Source organism: Ensifer sp. ZNC0028 (genome assembly GCF_000799055.1).
Lineage (GTDB): Bacteria > Pseudomonadota > Alphaproteobacteria > Rhizobiales > Rhizobiaceae > Ensifer.
This window is the reverse complement of record NZ_JTLA01000009.1, coordinates 1-16,708: the sequence shown is the minus strand read 5'-3', so window position 1 is coordinate 16,708 and position 16,708 is coordinate 1. Positions and strand designations below refer to the sequence as shown.

Here is a 16,708-nt window from a genome sequence, read left to right as displayed (position 1 = left end):
GCAGATCGCCGATGCCGGTGCCTCAGACGAAAGCGGAACTGCTTGAGGCGATCGACCTCCAGTTCGCCAGGCTGATGCGCGAGTTGGAACGGGTTCCTGGCCAGCGCTACCGCGAACCTTCGATCGAGGGCCACGCCAAGGGCACCGTGATGAGCGTCGGCGATCTCGTCGCCTACCTCATCGGCTGGGGCGAACTGGTGATCAAATGGATCGATCGCGATCAGCGCGGCGAGCCCGTCGACTTCCCCGAGACGGGCTACAAATGGAACGAACTCGGACGGCTGGCGCAGAAATTCTATGCGGACTTCCGCGCTCTTTCGCCAGGCGAGCTTGTCGCCAGGCTGAAGCAGAGCAAGGAGGCGATCGAAGCACGGATCAGGGATCGCGACGAGCAGGCGCTCTACGGGCGGCCGTGGTACGGAAAATTCACGCTCGGACGCATGATCCAGTTCAACACGTCCTCTCCTTATGCCAATGCCCACGGCCGGCTGCGCAAACGGAAGAAGGCAAACGGGCCGACGTAAAAAGCGGAAAAGATACGGCAAGCCTTGCCTTCCGCGGAAAAATGCGTATAAGCGCGCTGTTCGAAATGCCCGGTCTTCTGGCTGGTGGCTGAACGGAGGGCCGGCTTCCTCGAGGGGAGCCGTTAGGATTGCACGTCTTTCCGGCCTCCCGTGTCTCCGCTCTCGACCGTCTCGATACAACACTTTCTTGCCGGCTGCCTGCAGCCACTAAGAACAGTCGTTGAGGCTTAGCCGCCGAGGTCCGGGCTGATTAACGCAAGAAAGGCAAGCCACAATGGCTCTTTATGAACACGTATTCCTGGCCCGCCAGGACATCACGCCGCAGCAGGTCGACGGCCTCGTCGAGCAGTACAAGGGCGTGCTCGAAGCAAACGGCGGTAAGGTCGGTCGCGTCGAGAACTGGGGCCTGAAGTCCCTCACCTACCGCATCAAGAAGAACCGCAAGGCTCACTACGTTCTTATGGACATCGACGCTCCGGCAGCGGCTGTTCACGAAATCGAGCGCCAGATGCGCATCAACGAAGACATCCTGCGCTACATGACGATCGCCGTCGAAAAGCACGAGGAAGGCGCATCGGCCATGATGCAGAAGCGCGACCGTGACGACCGTCCGCGCCGCGATGGCGACCGTCCGGAGCGTGGCTTCGGCGACCGTGGTCCGCGTCCGGACCGTGGCGACCGCGAAGACCGCCCGCGCCGCCCGCGCGAAGACCGCGCGTAATCAAGAAACTTTAGGAGATTAAGACAATGGCTGAAGTTTCTTCCGCTCCGGTTCGTCGCCCGTTCCACCGTCGCCGCAAGACCTGCCCCTTCTCGGGCGCAAACGCTCCGCGGATCGACTACAAGGACATCCGTCTTCTGCAGCGCTACATTTCCGAGCGCGGCAAGATCGTTCCTTCCCGCATCACGGCCGTTTCCCAGAAGAAGCAGCGCGAACTCGCCCAGGCGATCAAGCGTGCACGCTTCCTCGGCCTGCTGCCCTACGTCGTTTCCTAAGAACGGCTGACCTTCCGTCAGTCTTCTGACTCGACGGAACCCGACGTGTTGGGAGAGGCGCTCCCCTAAGGTGAGCGCCTCTTTCACTCCCTTCCGCGATGGGCGCGGATCGGAACCGGCGCGATGCGCCAAAATCCCATGCTGGGGACAAGGCTTCGGCCATCCCCTAACTGCACGAAGCAGGACAGCGAACGTGACGAATGTGAACAGGACATCGCTGCTGACCGGCGTTCTCGCCGGCTTTACCGCCGCCCTCTTGTCGATGGGCGCGAATACGCAGTCGTCTCTTGCGATCGTCCTTTACGCCGCCTCGGCCCTTCCGATCCTGATTGCCGGCCTCGGCTGGGGCAATGCTGCCGCGATCACCGCGATCGTCACGGCCGGCGCCACCGGTGCCGTTCTCGTTTCGCCCTATTTCTCGCTGCTGATCCTCGTCGTCACGCTGATCCCGGCCGGTTGGCTGAGCCACCTCGCCAATCTCGCCCGCCCGGCGTCCGAACTCGGCGGCCCGGACGAGGCGCTCGCCTGGTATCCGCTTTCCGATATCCTCAGCCATCTCGCTGGTCTGGTGACCGTCGGCATGATCATCGTCGGCGTCATCGTCGGCTATGGCGCCGATATCTCCGATCGCATGGTCGATATCGTCATTCAGGCGGTGAAGGCCCAGGACAGCGCCTATAACCCCGATGCAGCCGCCATCGCCCAGATCAAGTCGCTCTTCACCCTCGCCTTGCCGCTCGTCCAGGGCGCGATCTGGGTGCTGATGCTGTTTACCGCCTACTACCTTGCCACCCGCATCGTGCAGATGTCCGGCCGGTCGTTGCGCCCGCGCGAGGATATTCCTTCGACGCTGCGCATGCACCGCAACGCGATCTTCATCTTTCTCGGCGGCCTGGTCCTCACCTTCCTCGGCGGCGCACCCGCAACGATCGGCGCGCTGATCTGCGGAACCTTCGGCGCGGGCTTCCTGCTTGCCGGTTTCGCCTCCTTCCATTTCCGCACGCGCGGCAAGTCCTGGCGGCTTCCCGTGCTGTGGATCGCATACCTGTCGGTGCTCGTGTTCACGATCCCGGCATTCTTCTTCCTCCTGTCCGGCCTGATCGATACGCGACGCACCATCGCGGTCACGCCGGTTGGAAAAAACTGACCAACGAACTGGAACTCTGAAAGGAAACCAACATGGAAGTCATTCTTCTCGAACGTATCGCCAAGCTCGGCCAGATGGGCGAAACCGTAAAGGTTCGCGACGGCTTTGCCCGTAACTACCTCCTGCCGCTCGGCAAGGCGCTGCGCGCCAACGCCGCCAACAAGGCCCGTTTCGAAGCTGAGCGTTCGACGCTCGAAGCTCGTAACCTCGAGCGCAAGTCGGAAGCCCAGGCTGTTGCCGAGAAGCTCGACGGCAAGTCGTTCATCATCGTTCGCTCGGCTGGCGAAACCGGCCAGCTTTACGGTTCGGTTGCTGCCCGCGACATCATCGAAGTGCTCGCTGCCGAAGGCTTCAACGTCGGCCGCAACCAGGTCGACCTCAACCAGCCGATCAAGTCGATCGGCCTGCACAAGGTCACGCTGCACCTGCACTCGGAAGTCGAGATCTCGGTTGAAGTCAACGTTGCCCGTTCGGCCGAAGAAGCCGGTCGCCAGGCCAAGGGCGAAAGCCTGACCTCGGCCGACGCCATCTACGGCGTTGACGAAGACGCCCTGAAGCCGGAAGACTTCTTCAACCCGGAAGCCGAATTCGAAGGCGAAGAAGAATAAGCCTTAAAGGCCATTCGACATGCGAAAGCCCGGATCATCGATCCGGGCTTTTTTCTTGGCCGCTGCACGGCCCACTCTGGCAATGACCTCCGAGAAGTCCAGCCCCTTATCCGTGAGCGGCAACGGGCGTGCCGCCCTTGTTGGCCTGGTCCGGTGCAACACGCACCGGCGCATCCTTGTCGACGCGCACGACGACCGAGAGACCGGGTGAGAGCATTTCCGCCAGCGGCTGGCCGGGATCGACGGCGATGCGCACGCCGACGCGCTGGGCCACCTTGGTGAAGTTGCCGGTGGCGTTGTCCGGACGGATGATGCTGAACTCCGAACCGGCGGCGGGCGAGAACCGCTCGATATGCCCCGTCAGTTCGTTCCTCTGCAGGGCGTCGACCGCGATGGTGACGGGTTGGCCCGCCTTCATGCCATCAAGCTGCGTCTCCTTGAAATTGGCGACCACCCAGACGTCGTTCGGAACCAGCGCCAGGAGTTGCGAGCCGGCCGTCACATATTGACCGATGCGCGCGCCGATCTCGCCGAGCCGGCCGTCACGCGGCGCGACGATGCGCGTGTTGTCGAGATCGATACGTGCGAGTTCGACGGCCGCTTCCGCCCCGCTCACCGCGGCCTGCAGTCCGGAACGCGCGCCGAGCGTCGTCGCCAGTGCCTGCTTCGAGACTTCCAGCCCAGCTTCTGCCTGGCTCACGGCAGCGTCGGCCTGCTCGAAGCCCGCACGCGCCTGATCGGCGTCGCTGCGGGTCGAAACACCCATTTCCGCAAGCGGGCGAATGCGGTCCCAGGTCGCACGCGCCCGGTTGAAGGCGGCCTTGGCGCTGTCGATCTGCGCCTGGCTTGCGGCGATACCAGCCTTGGCCGAAAGCTCCTGCTGGAAGGAATTGGCAAGGGCTGCCTTCTGACCGGCAAGCGTGGCTTCCGCCTGCGCCACCTTCTGCGCATAGATGCGGTCGTCGATCTTCACCAGCAGTTGCCCGGCCTTGACCGTCTCGTAGTCGTGCACCGGAACATCGGCGACATAGCCCGCAAGCTGTGGGCTCATGATCGTGACAAAGCCACGCACATAGGCGTTCTCGGTCGATTCGACCGAACTGTGGAACGGCGGCAGCCGCCAGGCGTAGAGCACGAGGGCGATACCGGCGATGCCGGCGAGAAGAACGATGATGCTCGTGGGCGAGCGCAGGGATTTCAACATGGTCGTCAACTCTGTCAATCAGGTGGCCGGCATCGGCGCAGGCGCGGACAATCTCTGCCTGAGCCAGTTGTAGAAGATGTGCAGCAGTAGCCCGGCGAGCGCGAAGAGCGCGACCGCCGAAGCCAGCAGGAAGGCGTCGTTGTAGGCGAGGATGTAAGCTTCGCGGGTCACCTGCTGTGACAACAGCACGGTGCCCTCGCCGCCGAGCAGGGTCTTGTCGCCCATCACCTTGGCGTAGGCGGCGGAAAGCTGGTTGACGCGCTGGGCAACCAGCGGGTTCGAGAGCACGATCTGTTCGGCGAGAATGTTGGAGTGAAACTTTTCGCGGATCGTGACGAAGGTGCCGAAGGCGGCAGAGCCGATCAGGCTGCCGATGCTCTGGGTGAAGAGGAAGATCACGATGAAGCTCAGGATATAGCTCGGCCCCTTGGCGAGCGCCGCCTTGAAGCCGCGTGCCATGGCCGGCGGCAGGAAGAGCGCCGTGCCAGACGCAATCATCGCCTGGCTCAGATACATCTGCTCCGGCCGCGTGAGGCTGGTCGCCTGGCTATCCATATAGGCGCCGGTCGCCAGAAGGCCGAGCGCCAGGATATGCACGCGCTCCGCATGCTGAGGGTTCATCAGCGCGGCGCAAAGCAGGCCGCCACCGATCGCCGCGGCAAGGATGATCCAATAGAGGGTCGCGACCTGCTCGAACTGGAGACCGAGCTGCTGGTAGAAGTTCGCCGCGACCGTCGATTGTTCGGAGGCCACCAGGCGGAAAATGAGGAGAACGGCGGCAAAGTGCACGATCTCCTTGGAGGCGATCCAGCGCACGTCGATCAACGGTACCGGGCGATGGAGCTCGATCAGCACCGCGGTCGTCAGTGTCGTGATCGAGACGACCAGCAGGACACCGAGCCATGGCGCCTCGAACCACCAGTAGAGGCGCCCCATGGTCAGGACCACGGCGAGGCAGCCGAAGGCGACGGCGACAAGCAGGTAGCTCAGGATATCCATGCGCTGGATGACCTTCGCATGCGGGACCGGCGTCAGCGGCAGCAGGTAGATGATCGGCAGCGCGATCAGCGCCAGCGCCATTTCCAGCGTGTAGAGCGCGTGCCACTGGCCGTATTCGATCAAGGTCGGCGAGATCAGGCGGGTGACCGGCGCGGAAATCGTCGTGCAGGTGAGCGCCAACGCCAGACCGACCGTCAGCTTGCGCGCCGGCGGAAAGGCTTCGAGCATGTAGAGAAAACCGAGCGTCGACATCGGTGCGGCGGCAATGCCGCTGATGAAGCGCACGACGATCGCCGAATGCAGATCGGAAACGAAGACGTTCATCAGCGAGACGACGACGAAGCCGGCGATGCTGATTTCGGCAAAACGGCGCAGCCCGTACTGGGCGCGGATCTTCACCAGCGCAATCGACAGGCTGACATTCGGCGCCATGTAGGCCGCCGAGAGCCAGCCGGCCTCGATGGCGGTCGCCGAAAGCGAGCCCTGGACCTGCGTGAGGTTGGCGAGCGCCAGGTTCATGCCGAGCCCCTGCGTCAGGAACAAAAGCACGGAGCCCAGGACATAGACCGCCGAAAGCAACAGGCCTTTCTCGACCGGGGCCGGTACGGGCGCTGGCGCCGGTTCTGGCGCAATCGCGGTTTCCCCGCGTTGATCCTCGTCGATGGTCTCCGCAGCCTCAAGCTCGATGGCGAGGCGATTGTCGTTTGCGGCGGCCGTCGCGCCTGCACCCATCGCCGTCACTCCCGCGCCAGCGACTGGACATTGTCGGCGATCGCCCGGATTACCCGCTTCGTCACCGCAAGCTCGGCTGCGTCGATGCCTTGCAGCACTTCCGCGCGGATCTCATCGGCAAGCCTGAGGATCTCGTCGGCGACCGTGCGGCCGAGTTCGGTCATATGGATCTGCTTGGCGCGGCGGTCGGAGACCTCCACCCGCCGCTCGATGAAGCCCTGCTTCTCCATGCCGTCGAGCAGGCGCACCAGGGTCGGGGTCTCGATGTCGAGCTCGTCGGCGAGCTCCCGCTGGTTCAGGCCGTCCTTCTTCGTCAGGGCAAAGAGCGCGCGGGCGCGCGAAAGCGTCAGCCCCCTCTCCTTCACCCGCGCATCGAACACGGCGCGCAGCTTGCGATTGACCAGCGACAAGGCATCGAACAGTTCGCGGTTCACGGTTGGCTGATACATTGGTATCTTTTCCATATTACTAGCATGCTAATTATATTGCCTCTATCTAATCCAAATGCGGTGGATTTTCAAGATGCGGATTTGAGGCAGAGGAGGGCGGCGTTACACTTCGGCTTGTCGGGAAGGTTCGGGTGATTCGCGGCGTCAACGACCAAATTTGTGACGACGGCATAATCCGCACATTTGCGAACCCCCGCCTGTGGATCAGTCGAACAACGGGAACAGCGCCGGATGCGGTGACGTCGCTCTGCGACTGTGTCCCTCGTGCACTTGACCCGGCCCGCGCTTAGACGCAAACCGGTGCCACACCAGACAGAGGCAGAGATAATCGAATGAACGAAGCGTCGCGAAAGCTATCCCCTATCGGCAAGGATCAGGCGGACCAGCACTACCGCGAGGCCCCGAACAACCTCGAGGCCGAGCAGGCGCTGCTTGGCGCGATCCTCGTCAACAACGACGCCTACTACCGCGTCTCGGACTTCCTGAAGCCCGTGCATCTGCACGAGCCGCTGCACCGCAAGATCTACGAAGTCGCCGGCGACATCATCCGCATGGGCAAGATGGCGAACCCGGTCACCATCAAGACCTTCCTCAAGGCCGACGAGAAGGTCGGCGACGTCACCGTCGCGACCTATCTTGCGCGCCTCGCCGGCGCCGCCGTCTCGATCATCAACGCGGAAGACTATGGCCGGGCGATCTATGACCTGGCGCTTCGCCGTTCGCTGATCACCATCGGCGAGGACATGGTCAACATCGCCTATGACGCGCCGCTCGACATGCCGCCGCAGGGCCAGATCGAAGATGCCGAGCGCCGTCTGTTCGAACTGGCCGAGACCGGCCGCTACGACGGCGGCTTCCAGTCGTTCAACGACGCCGTGGCGCTCGCCATCGACATGGCCGGCCAGGCCTTCGAGCGCGACGGCAGCCTTTCGGGCATTTCAACCGGCATCCTGTCGCTGGATGGCCGGATGGGCGGCCTGCAGCGCTCCGACTTGATCGTGCTCGCCGGACGTCCCGGCATGGGCAAGACCTCGCTTGCCACCAACATCGCCTACAACATTGCTGCGGCCTATGAGCCGGAAGTCCAGGCTGACGGTTCGTTCAAGGCCAAGAACGGCGGCGTCGTCGGCTTCTACTCGCTCGAAATGTCGTCCGAACAGCTCGCCACCCGTATCATCTCCGAGCAGACCGAAGTCTCCTCGTCGAAGATCCGCCGCGGTGACATCTCCGAGGCCGATTTCGAAAAGCTCGTCGCCTGCTCGCAGATGATGCAGAAGGTGCCGCTCTATATCGACCAGACCGGTGGTATCTCGATCGCTCAGCTTTCCGCCCGCGCGCGCCGCCTGAAGCGCCAGCGTGGCCTCGACTGCCTGGTGGTGGACTACATTCAGCTCATGACCGGTTCGGGCAAATCCAGCGACAACCGCGTGCAGGAAATCACCCAGATCACCACCGGCCTCAAGGCACTCGGCAAGGAGCTGAACGTTCCGATCATCGCGCTCTCGCAGCTCTCCCGTGGCGTCGAAAGCCGCGAAGACAAGCGTCCGCAGCTCTCCGACCTTCGTGAATCGGGCTCGATCGAGCAGGACGCCGACGTCGTGCTCTTCGTGTTCCGTGAGGAATACTACGTGAAGAACCTGGAGCCGCGCGACGAGTTCGATCCGAAGTACGAAGAGTGGAAGATGAAGATGGAGCAGGTGAAGGGCACGGCCGACGTGATCATCGCCAAGCAGCGTCACGGACCGACCGGTACCGTGAAGCTCGCCTTCCAGTCGGAATTCACACGCTTCACCGATCTCGCCGACCCATCCTTCACCCAGTACGAGGAACACTAGACTGCTTCATTGTTTCATCGAAACAGTGAAGCGCCATCACTTTGAAAGAACGCAATTCCGGACGGAAACCGTTTCACACTTTTCCTGGAATTGCTCTTAAGTTCCGTGGGGGCGGCCGGAGCGGGCTGGGAAAAATGTTTGCGGTTTCCCAGCCCGCTCTCATTTTCAAAGGCATGTGGTTTTCTCGCCGAAGCGCACCTCGCACTCCGGCACAAACTCTCAGAACACGAGGCGAAGCAACGCCACCGAGACGACGCCGACGGCGACCGACACCAGGAGCGGCAGTCGCATGGCGGCCACCGCCGTCGCGGCAGCGGCGATCGTTTCCGCCGGACCGGTCACGAAGGCAGTCGGCGCGATGACCGCCATCAGCACGGCCGGCGGGATCGCCTCCAGCGCGCGCTTCTGGTTTTCCCCGATCGTCACATAGCGGATCAGTACGAGGCCGCCGATGCGAGTCGCGATCGTCGCAACCGCCATGGCAAGGATTGCGAGCAGCGTATTGAGATCGACGGTCATGCATGGGCCTCCTTGCGGGCGCCGGAGAGAAGTGCCACCACGACGCCGGCCGCAGCCCCGGCAGCGATGTACCAGACCCCCGGCAGCAATTGATGCGTCAGGACCGCGGCGAGCGCGCTTGCAGCCAGAACGGCCCCGGTCTCGCGCCCCTTCCAGAAGCCCATGACCAGCACGATGAAGACGGCGGGGAACGCAAAATCGAGGCCCGTAACCTTCGGATCGCCCAGGAAGGCACCGAGCAGCGCGCCCCCAAGGCTCGTCAACACCCAAAGGCAATAGAACGGCACCGCAAGGCCCGCATACCAGGCAGGCGTCAGCTTGCCGTTGCTCGCGCGCATCTCGGCCATGGCCCAGATCTCGTCGGCCAGAAGCAGCATCGACACATAGCGCGCCGGCCCGGAGAAACTGTCGAGCTTGCCGCCGATCGAAGCGCTCATCAGCACATGGCGAATGTTGACGAGCAGGGCCGAAAAGCCAAGTGCTGCCCAGGACGCCGGATGCGTCCAGATATCCATGGCGACGAACTGCGATCCGCCGGCAAAGACCAGCGCGCTCATCAGCGCCACCTCGGCCGGCGTGAGCCCCTTGCTCGCAGCCACCGCGCCGAACACGAGGCCCACCGGCATAACCGCAACGATCAGCGGCGTCATGGCGACTGCCGCGGCCCGAAATTCCTGAAACGCACTTCTTTCCTGCAACGTCCACGTCTCCATTCGCGCGATGCGCCGCCTTTCCACGCAGGCGCGCCGTCGCAATCACCCGCGTGTTCTAGGTCTCGGGTTGAGGATCGTCTTGAACGAAAGTGATCAGCCGGCGCGGAAGGCCCCGGGGGTGACGCCGGTGCGCGCCTTGAAATGACGGCTGAAATGCGCCTGGTCGGCAAAGCCGCATTGATAGGCCGCGTCCACCGCCGACCAGCCGTGCCGCAGCAACGTCTTTGCCGCCCGCACGCGCTTGTCGGTCAGGTACGCGTGCGGCGTGATGTGGAACTCCTTGCGGAACGCGCGGATGAGGTGGGCGCGGCTGAGGCCGGCGACTTTCGCCAGTTCCTCGAGCCCGACATCCTCGGCATAGTTTTCCGCCAGGAAGTCGCGCGCCCGGTGCACCGCCGATTGCTCCCGCGTTTCGATCGGCGTGATGATCGTGCTGCCATGGCGCTCGAACATCGTGGCGAGAACGCTGAACATGCTCTCTTCCGCCTCGAGGGTGCCGCCGTTCAGTTCGAGCATGCGGTGCGCGTGATGAAAGGCAATCGCCAGATCCGGCGCCTGCAGCACGCGCCTGGAAAAGGACGGCGTGCCCTTGAAGGCGCGGCCGGTCACGTCCTCGATGATGTTCACCAGAAGCTCGGCGCTCGGGTAAACCATGCGATAACGGTAACCGCTGCCACCGGGATGGCCGTCGTGGATCTCGTCGGGGTTGATGAGATAGAAAAAACCCGGGCCTGCTTCCGAGCGCTCGCCCTTGATCTTGCTAATCTGCGAACCGGCCTCGATGGCGCCGATGCTGAAAGTCTCGTGCGCATGCGGCGCGAATTCGTGGGTGATGAAGGTCGCCGTCAGACATTCCATGCCCATGAAACGGGGATCCCGCCAGAAGCGCGTGCGCTCGGCGCCCTCAATCGGCGTGTCATCGATGGCCTGCTGCTGCGAAATCGTCTGCATGGGGAGAGAATAGTGATGCTACGCGCCCGCGTCTTGCACAAAAGTGCTCGTTCAAAACCGAGGCGCTTTCAATCGGTGCGACAGGCCGGCATTTGCGACAGTGGGCGCTAGGCTGTATTGCTCTTGGATCGTCCACGGCAGAGTACCCGGCATGCTCCCTCCAGAATTTCTCGCCGCCTCCAACCGGCTCACCATCGACCTCGGCGCCCTCACCGACAACTGGCGCGCGATGAATGCCCGCTCGGGCAAGGCGCGGGCGGCGGCAGTGCTCAAAGCGGACGCCTATGGACTCGGGATCGATCAGGCAGCCACTGCCCTCTATGCCGCCGGCGCGCGCGACTTCTTCGTTGCCAATGCCGAGGAAGGTGCCGATCTCCGCCCCCTGGTTCCGGACGGCCGCATCTACATTCTCGCCGGCATGTGGCCCGGCAACGAGGCGCTTTTCTTCGACAATGACCTGGTGCCGGTCATCAATTCGGACGAGCAGCTGGCCGTGTTCATGGCCGCACTCTCCGAACGGGGCGACCACCCTTGCGTGCTGCATGTCGATACCGGCATGAACCGGCTCGGCCTTACGGTCGAGCTGGCCGTTGCGCTTGCGACAGACCCGGCGCGGCCGGCGAGCTTTTCGCCGGTGCTGATCATGAGCCACCTCGTCTGCGCCGACGATCCCGAACACCGGCTGAACGGCATTCAGCTCCGGCGCTTCCACGAAGCGACCGCCGCCTATGAAGGCGTCGATGCGAGCCTTGCCAACTCCGGCGGCGTTTTCCTCGGGCCCGACTATCACTTCGACCTGACCCGGCCGGGCATCGCCGTTTATGGCGGCGAGGCGGTGAACGACGTCCCCAACCCGATGAAACCGGTGGTGACCGCCGAGGCACGGATCATCCAGGTTCGCGATGTGGCCGCCGGCGGCACAGCGAGCTATGGCGCATCCGCCCGCTTCGACCGCGACAGCCGTATCGCGACCGTCGCAGTCGGCTATGCCGATGGATACCACCGCTCGGTCTCCGGCGGCGGCGTCACCCTCAGGCAGGCAACGCCATCAGGGGCCTTCGGCTTCCTGCATGGCCGGAAAGTGCCGCATGTCGGCCGCGTCACCATGGATCTCAGCCTTTTCGACGTCACCGACCTTCCCACGGGTACTGTGCGGCCGGGCGATTACATCGAGCTCTTCGGGCGGCACGTCGCCATAGACGATGTCGCGCGCGCCGGCGGTACGATCGGCTACGAGATGCTGACCAGCCTCGGACATCGCTATGCCAGGCACTATGTCGGCGGCGCGTGACGCCGTCCTTCATATCATTTTTCAGTCATTCCCACTGAAATTCACCTTTTGTTCCGCGTTTCGCGGCATTATGTGACGATACAAGTGATTCTTTTCCGCCGACGCCCGATCGCGACGTCGGCGGTCTCACATTCCGAAAGTCGATGCCGATGGCGAAAGCGCGTACCCAATTCATCTGCCAGAACTGCGGCACGGTCCACACCCGCTGGGTGGGCAAGTGCGAAGGCTGCGGCGAGTGGAACACGATCATCGAGGACAATCCGACGGCAGGCATCGGTGGCGGTCCGTCGCGGGCGCCGAAGAAGGGACGCCCGGTGGCGCTCACCACGCTCTCGGGCGAGATCGAAGACGCGCCACGCATCCAGACAGGCATCTCGGAACTCGACCGGGTGACCGGCGGCGGCTTCGTGCGCGGCTCGGCGCTGCTCGTCGGCGGTGATCCCGGCATCGGCAAGTCGACCGTGCTGATGCAGGCGGCGGCCGCGCTCTCGCGCCGCAACCACCGCGTCATCTATGTCTCGGGCGAAGAGGCCGTGGCGCAGGTGCGCCTTCGCGCCCAGCGGCTTGGCGCTGCCGACAGCGACGTGCTGCTCGCCGCCGAGACCAACGTCGAGGACATTCTGGCAACGCTGTCGGAAGGCAAGCGCCCGGATCTGGTGATCATCGATTCGATCCAGACGCTCTGGAGCGACATCGTCGATTCGGCGCCGGGCACGGTGACCCAGGTTCGCACCGGCGTTCAGGCAATGATCCGCTTTGCCAAACAGACGGGGACCGCCGTCGTGCTCGTCGGCCACGTCACCAAGGAAGGCCAGATCGCCGGTCCGCGCGTCGTCGAGCACATGGTCGATGCCGTGCTCTATTTCGAAGGCGACCGCGGCCATCACTACCGCATCCTGCGCACCGTCAAGAACCGCTTCGGCCCGACCGACGAGATCGGCGTGTTCGAGATGTCGGACAAGGGCCTGCGCGAGGTTGCCAACCCGTCGGAACTCTTCCTCGGCGAACGCAACGAGAAATCGCCAGGCGCCGCCGTCTTTGCCGGCATGGAAGGCACCCGGCCCGTCCTCGTCGAAGTGCAGGCGCTGGTCGCGCCGACCTCGCTCGGCACGCCGAGACGCGCGATCGTCGGCTGGGATTCCGCGCGGCTCTCGATGATCCTCGCCGTGCTCGAAGCCCATTGCGGCGTGCGGCTCGGCCAGCACGACGTCTATCTCAACATCGCCGGCGGTTACCGCATTTCCGAGCCGGCAGCAGACCTGGCTGTGGCTTCCGCACTGGTTTCATCGCTTGCCGGGCTTGCCCTTCCGGCGGATTGCGTCTATTTCGGCGAAGTCAGCTTGTCGGGTGCCATCCGGCCGGTTGCGCATACCGCACAACGCCTTAAGGAAGCCGAGAAGCTCGGGTTCTCGCAGGCGGTCCTGCCGTCCGCTTCGACCGAACTGCCGAAAAACGGCAATGGCCGCTGGAGCGAGATGGAAAGCCTGCCCGATCTGGTGGCGCGCATCGCGGGGTCGCGAAACGCACTGAGACCGGCGGAGGACGAAGACTGAAAATGCGGATGTCGCAGGCCGCCCTTTAAGGGCCGCAAACAGGCTGAAAATGCCCTGAACTCAGGGCCGATGGCGGATAGGCTTGAGGAGACCCGGACGAACCGGGTCCGGAGTAAGGACAAAATGCCCATTACAATTCTCGACGGTATCGTTCTCGGCGTCGCCCTGTTTTCCGCAATCCTGGCCATGGTTCGAGGCTTCTCGCGCGAGGTGCTCTCGGTCGCGAGTTGGGTGGGTGCGGCAGCTGCCGCCTACTTCCTCTACCCGCATCTCCTGCCCTATGCGAAGCAGTACACCAACAGCGACACGGTCGCGATGATCGGATCGGCAGCGGTGATCTTCCTGATCGCGCTGATCATCATCTCCTTCATCACCATGCGGATCGCCGATTTCATCATCGACAGCCGCATCGGCGCGCTCGACCGCACGCTCGGCTTCCTGTTCGGCGCCGCCCGCGGCATCCTGCTGGTCGTCGTCGCCATGCTGTTCTTCAACTGGCTCGTCGCTCCGCAGCAGCAGCCGACCTGGGTTACCCAGGCCAAATCGAAGCCGCTGCTCGACAATCTGGGCAACAAGCTGATCGCGCTGCTGCCCGAGGAAGCCGACGCCACCATTCTCGATCGTCTGCGCGGCAAGGACACGACCGGCGAAGGCGAAGGCGAAGCGCCGGCAACGACGCCCGGCCAGGCACCTGCGACGACGCCGGACCAGGCGCCCGCCGACGACGCCCCGGCCACCAACGGCTGAGACAGGAACGATTTGCCGACAAAGCCCGCCCCGCGGGCTTTGTCCTTTTGGGGAATAACGCTTGCAGCCGTTTTCAGCTAAGATTGCTTGAAGACGGCGGGCCTGATCACGATATGCGCACCGGTACGGAGCAAAGGCGACTGTGATGACCGATAGATCCATCGAAATCCACGATGAACTCGAAGGCGACGAACTGCACGAAGAGTGCGGCGTCTTCGGCATACTGGGGCACTCGGATGCGGCGGCGCTGACAGCGCTCGGCCTGCACGCGCTCCAGCATCGCGGTCAGGAAGCCGCCGGCATCGTCACCTTCGACGGCAAGCAGTTCTGCACCGAAAAACGCATGGGCCTCGTCGGCGACCACTACACGGATCCCGCGACGCTCGCGAAACTGCCCGGCTTCATGTCGATCGGCCACACCCGCTATTCGACGACAGGCGAAGTGGCGCTGCGCAACGTGCAGCCGCTCTTTGCCGAACTCGAAGTCGGCGGCATCGCCGTCGCCCACAACGGCAACTTCACCAACGGCCTCACGCTTCGCCGGCAACTGATCGCCGACGGCGCCATCTGTCAGTCGACCTCGGATACCGAAGTCGTGCTGCACCTGATCGCTCGCTCGAAGCAGACCTCCTCCTCCGACCGCTTCATCGACGCCATCCGCCAGATGGAAGGCGGGTATTCGATGCTGGCGATGACCCGCACGAAGCTGATTGCCGCGCGCGACCCGATCGGTATCCGTCCGCTCGTCATGGGCGAACTCGACGGCAAGCCGATCTTCTGCTCCGAGACCTGTGCACTCGACATCATCGGCGCGACCTATGTGCGCGACGTAGAGAACGGCGAAGTCATCATCTGCGAGATCCAGCCGGACGGCTCAATCACCATCGACGCGCGCAAGCCCGAAGTTTCGCAGCCTGAGCGCCTCTGCCTGTTCGAATATGTCTATTTCGCCCGGCCGGACTCGGTCGTCGGCGGCCGCAGCATCTATGTGTCGCGCAAGAACATGGGCATCAACCTTGCCAAGGAAGCGCCGGTCGAGGCCGACGTCGTGGTTCCGGTTCCGGATGGCGGCACGCCGGCCGCCCTCGGCTATGCCCAGCAGAGCGGCATCCCCTTCGAATACGGCATCATCCGCAACCATTATGTCGGCCGCACCTTCATCGAGCCGACGCAGCAGATCCGTGCCTTCGGTGTCAAGCTCAAGCATTCGGCCAACCGTGCGATGATTGAGGGGAAACGCATCATCCTCGTCGACGATTCGATCGTGCGCGGCACGACGTCGGTGAAGATCGTGCAGATGATGCGCGACGCGGGCGCACGCGAAGTGCATGTGCGCGTCGCCAGCCCGATGATCTTCCATCCGGATTTCTACGGTATCGATACGCCGGATCGCGACAAGCTGCTCGCCAACCAGCATGCCGACCTCGCCTCCATGTGCCGCTACATCGGCGCGGACTCGCTCGAGTTCCTGTCGATCGACGGCCTTTATGAGGCTGTCGGCGGCGAGAAGCGCGATCCGAAGGCACCGCAGTTCACCGACCACTATTTCACCGGGGACTATCCGACCCGCCTCCTCGACCAGGAAGGCGCCAGCAATGTCCGCAAACTCTCGGTTCTCGCCAGCAACGGATAATCAGACACTAAAATGACGATCGATCTCAAAGGCCGGGTGGCCGTGGTCACCGGCGCATCGCGCGGTATCGGCTATTTCACCGCTCTCGAACTGGCCAAGGCCGGTGCCCATGTCGTCGCCTGCGCGCGCACCGTCGGCGGTCTCGAAGAACTCGACGACGCGATCAAGGCGGCGGGCGGTTCTGCGACGCTGGTGCCCTTCGACCTCGCCGACATGCCGGCGATCGACAAGCTCGGTGGTGCGATCAACGAGCGCTGGGGCAAGCTCGACATCCTGGTTGCCAATGCCGGCGTGCTCGGCACGATCTCGCCGATCGGCCATGTCGAGGCGAAGGTGTTCGACAAGGTGATGATGATCAACGTCAACGCCACCTGGCGGTTGATCCGTTCGCTGGAGCCGCTGCTGATCAAGTCGGACGCCGGTCGTGCGTTGATCCTGTCGTCGAGCGCTGCACACAAGTGCAAGCCCTTCTGGGGCCCCTACTCCGCGTCGAAGGCCGCCGTCGAGGCTCTGGCCCGCACCTGGGCCGGCGAGACGCAGCGCCTGCCGCTACGCATCCTCTCGGTCGACCCCGGCGCCACCCGCACCGCGATGCGCGCCCAGGCGATGCCCGGCGAGGATCCGGGGACCGTGCCGCATCCGTCGGAAGTCGCAGCCAAGCTGCTGCCGCTGGTCGGCCCTAACCAGACCGAAACCGGCAAGCTCTACATCGTGCGCGAAGACAAGATCGTCGATTACCGGATGCCCGAATAAGCTTCGGCACACCGCTCAAATGAGAAAGGCCACCGTGTCGTCACGGTGGCCTTT

General features: G+C 63.7%; 17 protein-coding genes. 11 read left to right on the top strand and 6 right to left on the bottom strand.

Annotation, left to right across the window (positions count from 1 at the left end; translation table 11 throughout):
- The first annotated feature begins 11 nt into the window (after window positions 1-11).
- The 5 genes from L981_RS02305 (at window position 12) to rplI (ending at window position 3,275) form a co-directional block, all read left to right on the top strand.
- On the top strand, window positions 12-524 hold the full coding sequence (locus L981_RS02305; RefSeq protein ID WP_043611361.1) for a ClbS/DfsB family four-helix bundle protein: 513 nt from the start codon (window positions 12-14) through the stop codon (window positions 522-524).
- Window positions 525-798: 274 nt separating this feature from the next.
- On the top strand, window positions 799-1,245 hold the full coding sequence (gene rpsF / locus L981_RS02300; protein ID WP_034803973.1) for a 30S ribosomal protein S6: 447 nt from the start codon (window positions 799-801) through the stop codon (window positions 1,243-1,245).
- Window positions 1,246-1,271: 26 nt separating this feature from the next.
- Window positions 1,272-1,520, top strand: a complete 249-nt coding sequence (gene rpsR / locus L981_RS02295) for a 30S ribosomal protein S18 (RefSeq protein ID WP_025426448.1) — start codon at window positions 1,272-1,274, stop codon at window positions 1,518-1,520.
- A gap of 193 nt (window positions 1,521-1,713) precedes the next feature.
- Entirely contained in the window at window positions 1,714-2,667 is a 954-nt protein-coding gene (locus L981_RS02290) for a membrane protein (RefSeq protein ID WP_043611358.1), read from the top strand.
- Between the two features lie 32 nt (window positions 2,668-2,699).
- Window positions 2,700-3,275 carry a 50S ribosomal protein L9 gene (rplI, locus tag L981_RS02285; protein WP_034803982.1) on the top strand — a complete coding sequence of 192 codons (576 nt, stop codon included), beginning with the start codon at window positions 2,700-2,702 and terminating at the stop codon, window positions 3,273-3,275.
- Window positions 3,276-3,381: 106 nt separating this feature from the next.
- Here rplI and L981_RS02280 read toward each other — a convergent pair whose 3' ends face one another.
- From L981_RS02280 to L981_RS02270, 3 genes are read right to left on the bottom strand one after another with little or no spacing between them, the layout of a single operon-like run.
- Window positions 3,382-4,479, bottom strand: coding sequence for an HlyD family secretion protein (locus L981_RS02280; RefSeq protein WP_043611357.1), 1,098 nt, complete (start codon window positions 4,477-4,479; stop codon window positions 3,382-3,384).
- 18 nt (window positions 4,480-4,497) lie between these two features.
- Window positions 4,498-6,210 (bottom strand): MFS transporter, encoded by a 1,713-nt coding sequence (locus L981_RS02275; protein ID WP_082005859.1) that lies wholly within the window; start codon window positions 6,208-6,210, stop codon window positions 4,498-4,500.
- Window positions 6,211-6,215: 5 nt separating this feature from the next.
- On the bottom strand, window positions 6,216-6,659 hold the full coding sequence (locus tag L981_RS02270) for a MarR family winged helix-turn-helix transcriptional regulator (protein ID WP_043611356.1): 444 nt from the start codon (window positions 6,657-6,659) through the stop codon (window positions 6,216-6,218).
- Window positions 6,660-6,991: 332 nt separating this feature from the next.
- On the opposite strand from L981_RS02270, the gene L981_RS02265 reads away from it, so the two are divergent.
- Window positions 6,992-8,494, top strand: coding sequence for a replicative DNA helicase (locus L981_RS02265; RefSeq protein ID WP_043611355.1), 1,503 nt, complete (start codon window positions 6,992-6,994; stop codon window positions 8,492-8,494).
- A gap of 219 nt (window positions 8,495-8,713) precedes the next feature.
- Here the strand turns inward: L981_RS02265 and L981_RS02260 are convergent, their stop codons facing one another.
- The 3 genes from L981_RS02260 to L981_RS02250 form a co-directional block, all read right to left on the bottom strand.
- The gene (locus L981_RS02260) at window positions 8,714-9,013 is read right to left on the bottom strand and encodes an AzlD family protein (RefSeq protein WP_043611353.1); all 300 of its coding nucleotides are present in this window, start codon (window positions 9,011-9,013) and stop codon (window positions 8,714-8,716) included.
- Window positions 9,010-9,663 (bottom strand): AzlC family ABC transporter permease, encoded by a 654-nt coding sequence (locus L981_RS02255; protein ID WP_052201547.1) that lies wholly within the window; start codon window positions 9,661-9,663, stop codon window positions 9,010-9,012. Before L981_RS02255 ends, L981_RS02260 begins: the two co-directional genes overlap by 4 nt.
- A gap of 156 nt (window positions 9,664-9,819) precedes the next feature.
- Window positions 9,820-10,677, bottom strand: coding sequence for an AraC family transcriptional regulator (locus L981_RS02250; RefSeq protein WP_043611351.1), 858 nt, complete (start codon window positions 10,675-10,677; stop codon window positions 9,820-9,822).
- Window positions 10,678-10,828: 151 nt separating this feature from the next.
- Between L981_RS02250 and alr the strand changes: the two genes are divergently transcribed.
- The 5 genes from alr to L981_RS02225 all read left to right on the top strand — a co-directional run bounded on the left by alr (window position 10,829) and on the right by L981_RS02225 (window position 16,654).
- The gene (gene alr / locus L981_RS02245) at window positions 10,829-11,968 is read left to right on the top strand and encodes an alanine racemase (protein ID WP_043611349.1); all 1,140 of its coding nucleotides are present in this window, start codon (window positions 10,829-10,831) and stop codon (window positions 11,966-11,968) included.
- Between the two features lie 149 nt (window positions 11,969-12,117).
- Window positions 12,118-13,521 carry a DNA repair protein RadA gene (radA, locus tag L981_RS02240; protein ID WP_043611486.1) on the top strand — a complete coding sequence of 468 codons (1,404 nt, stop codon included), beginning with the start codon at window positions 12,118-12,120 and terminating at the stop codon, window positions 13,519-13,521.
- A 123-nt stretch (window positions 13,522-13,644) separates the two neighbouring features.
- Window positions 13,645-14,268, top strand: coding sequence for a CvpA family protein (locus tag L981_RS02235; protein ID WP_034803987.1), 624 nt, complete (start codon window positions 13,645-13,647; stop codon window positions 14,266-14,268).
- 145 nt (window positions 14,269-14,413) lie between these two features.
- Entirely contained in the window at window positions 14,414-15,901 is a 1,488-nt protein-coding gene (gene purF, locus L981_RS02230) for an amidophosphoribosyltransferase (protein WP_043611345.1), read from the top strand.
- A gap of 12 nt (window positions 15,902-15,913) precedes the next feature.
- Window positions 15,914-16,654, top strand: a complete 741-nt coding sequence (locus L981_RS02225) for an SDR family NAD(P)-dependent oxidoreductase (RefSeq protein WP_043611344.1) — start codon at window positions 15,914-15,916, stop codon at window positions 16,652-16,654.
- Window positions 16,655-16,708 lie beyond the last annotated feature (54 nt).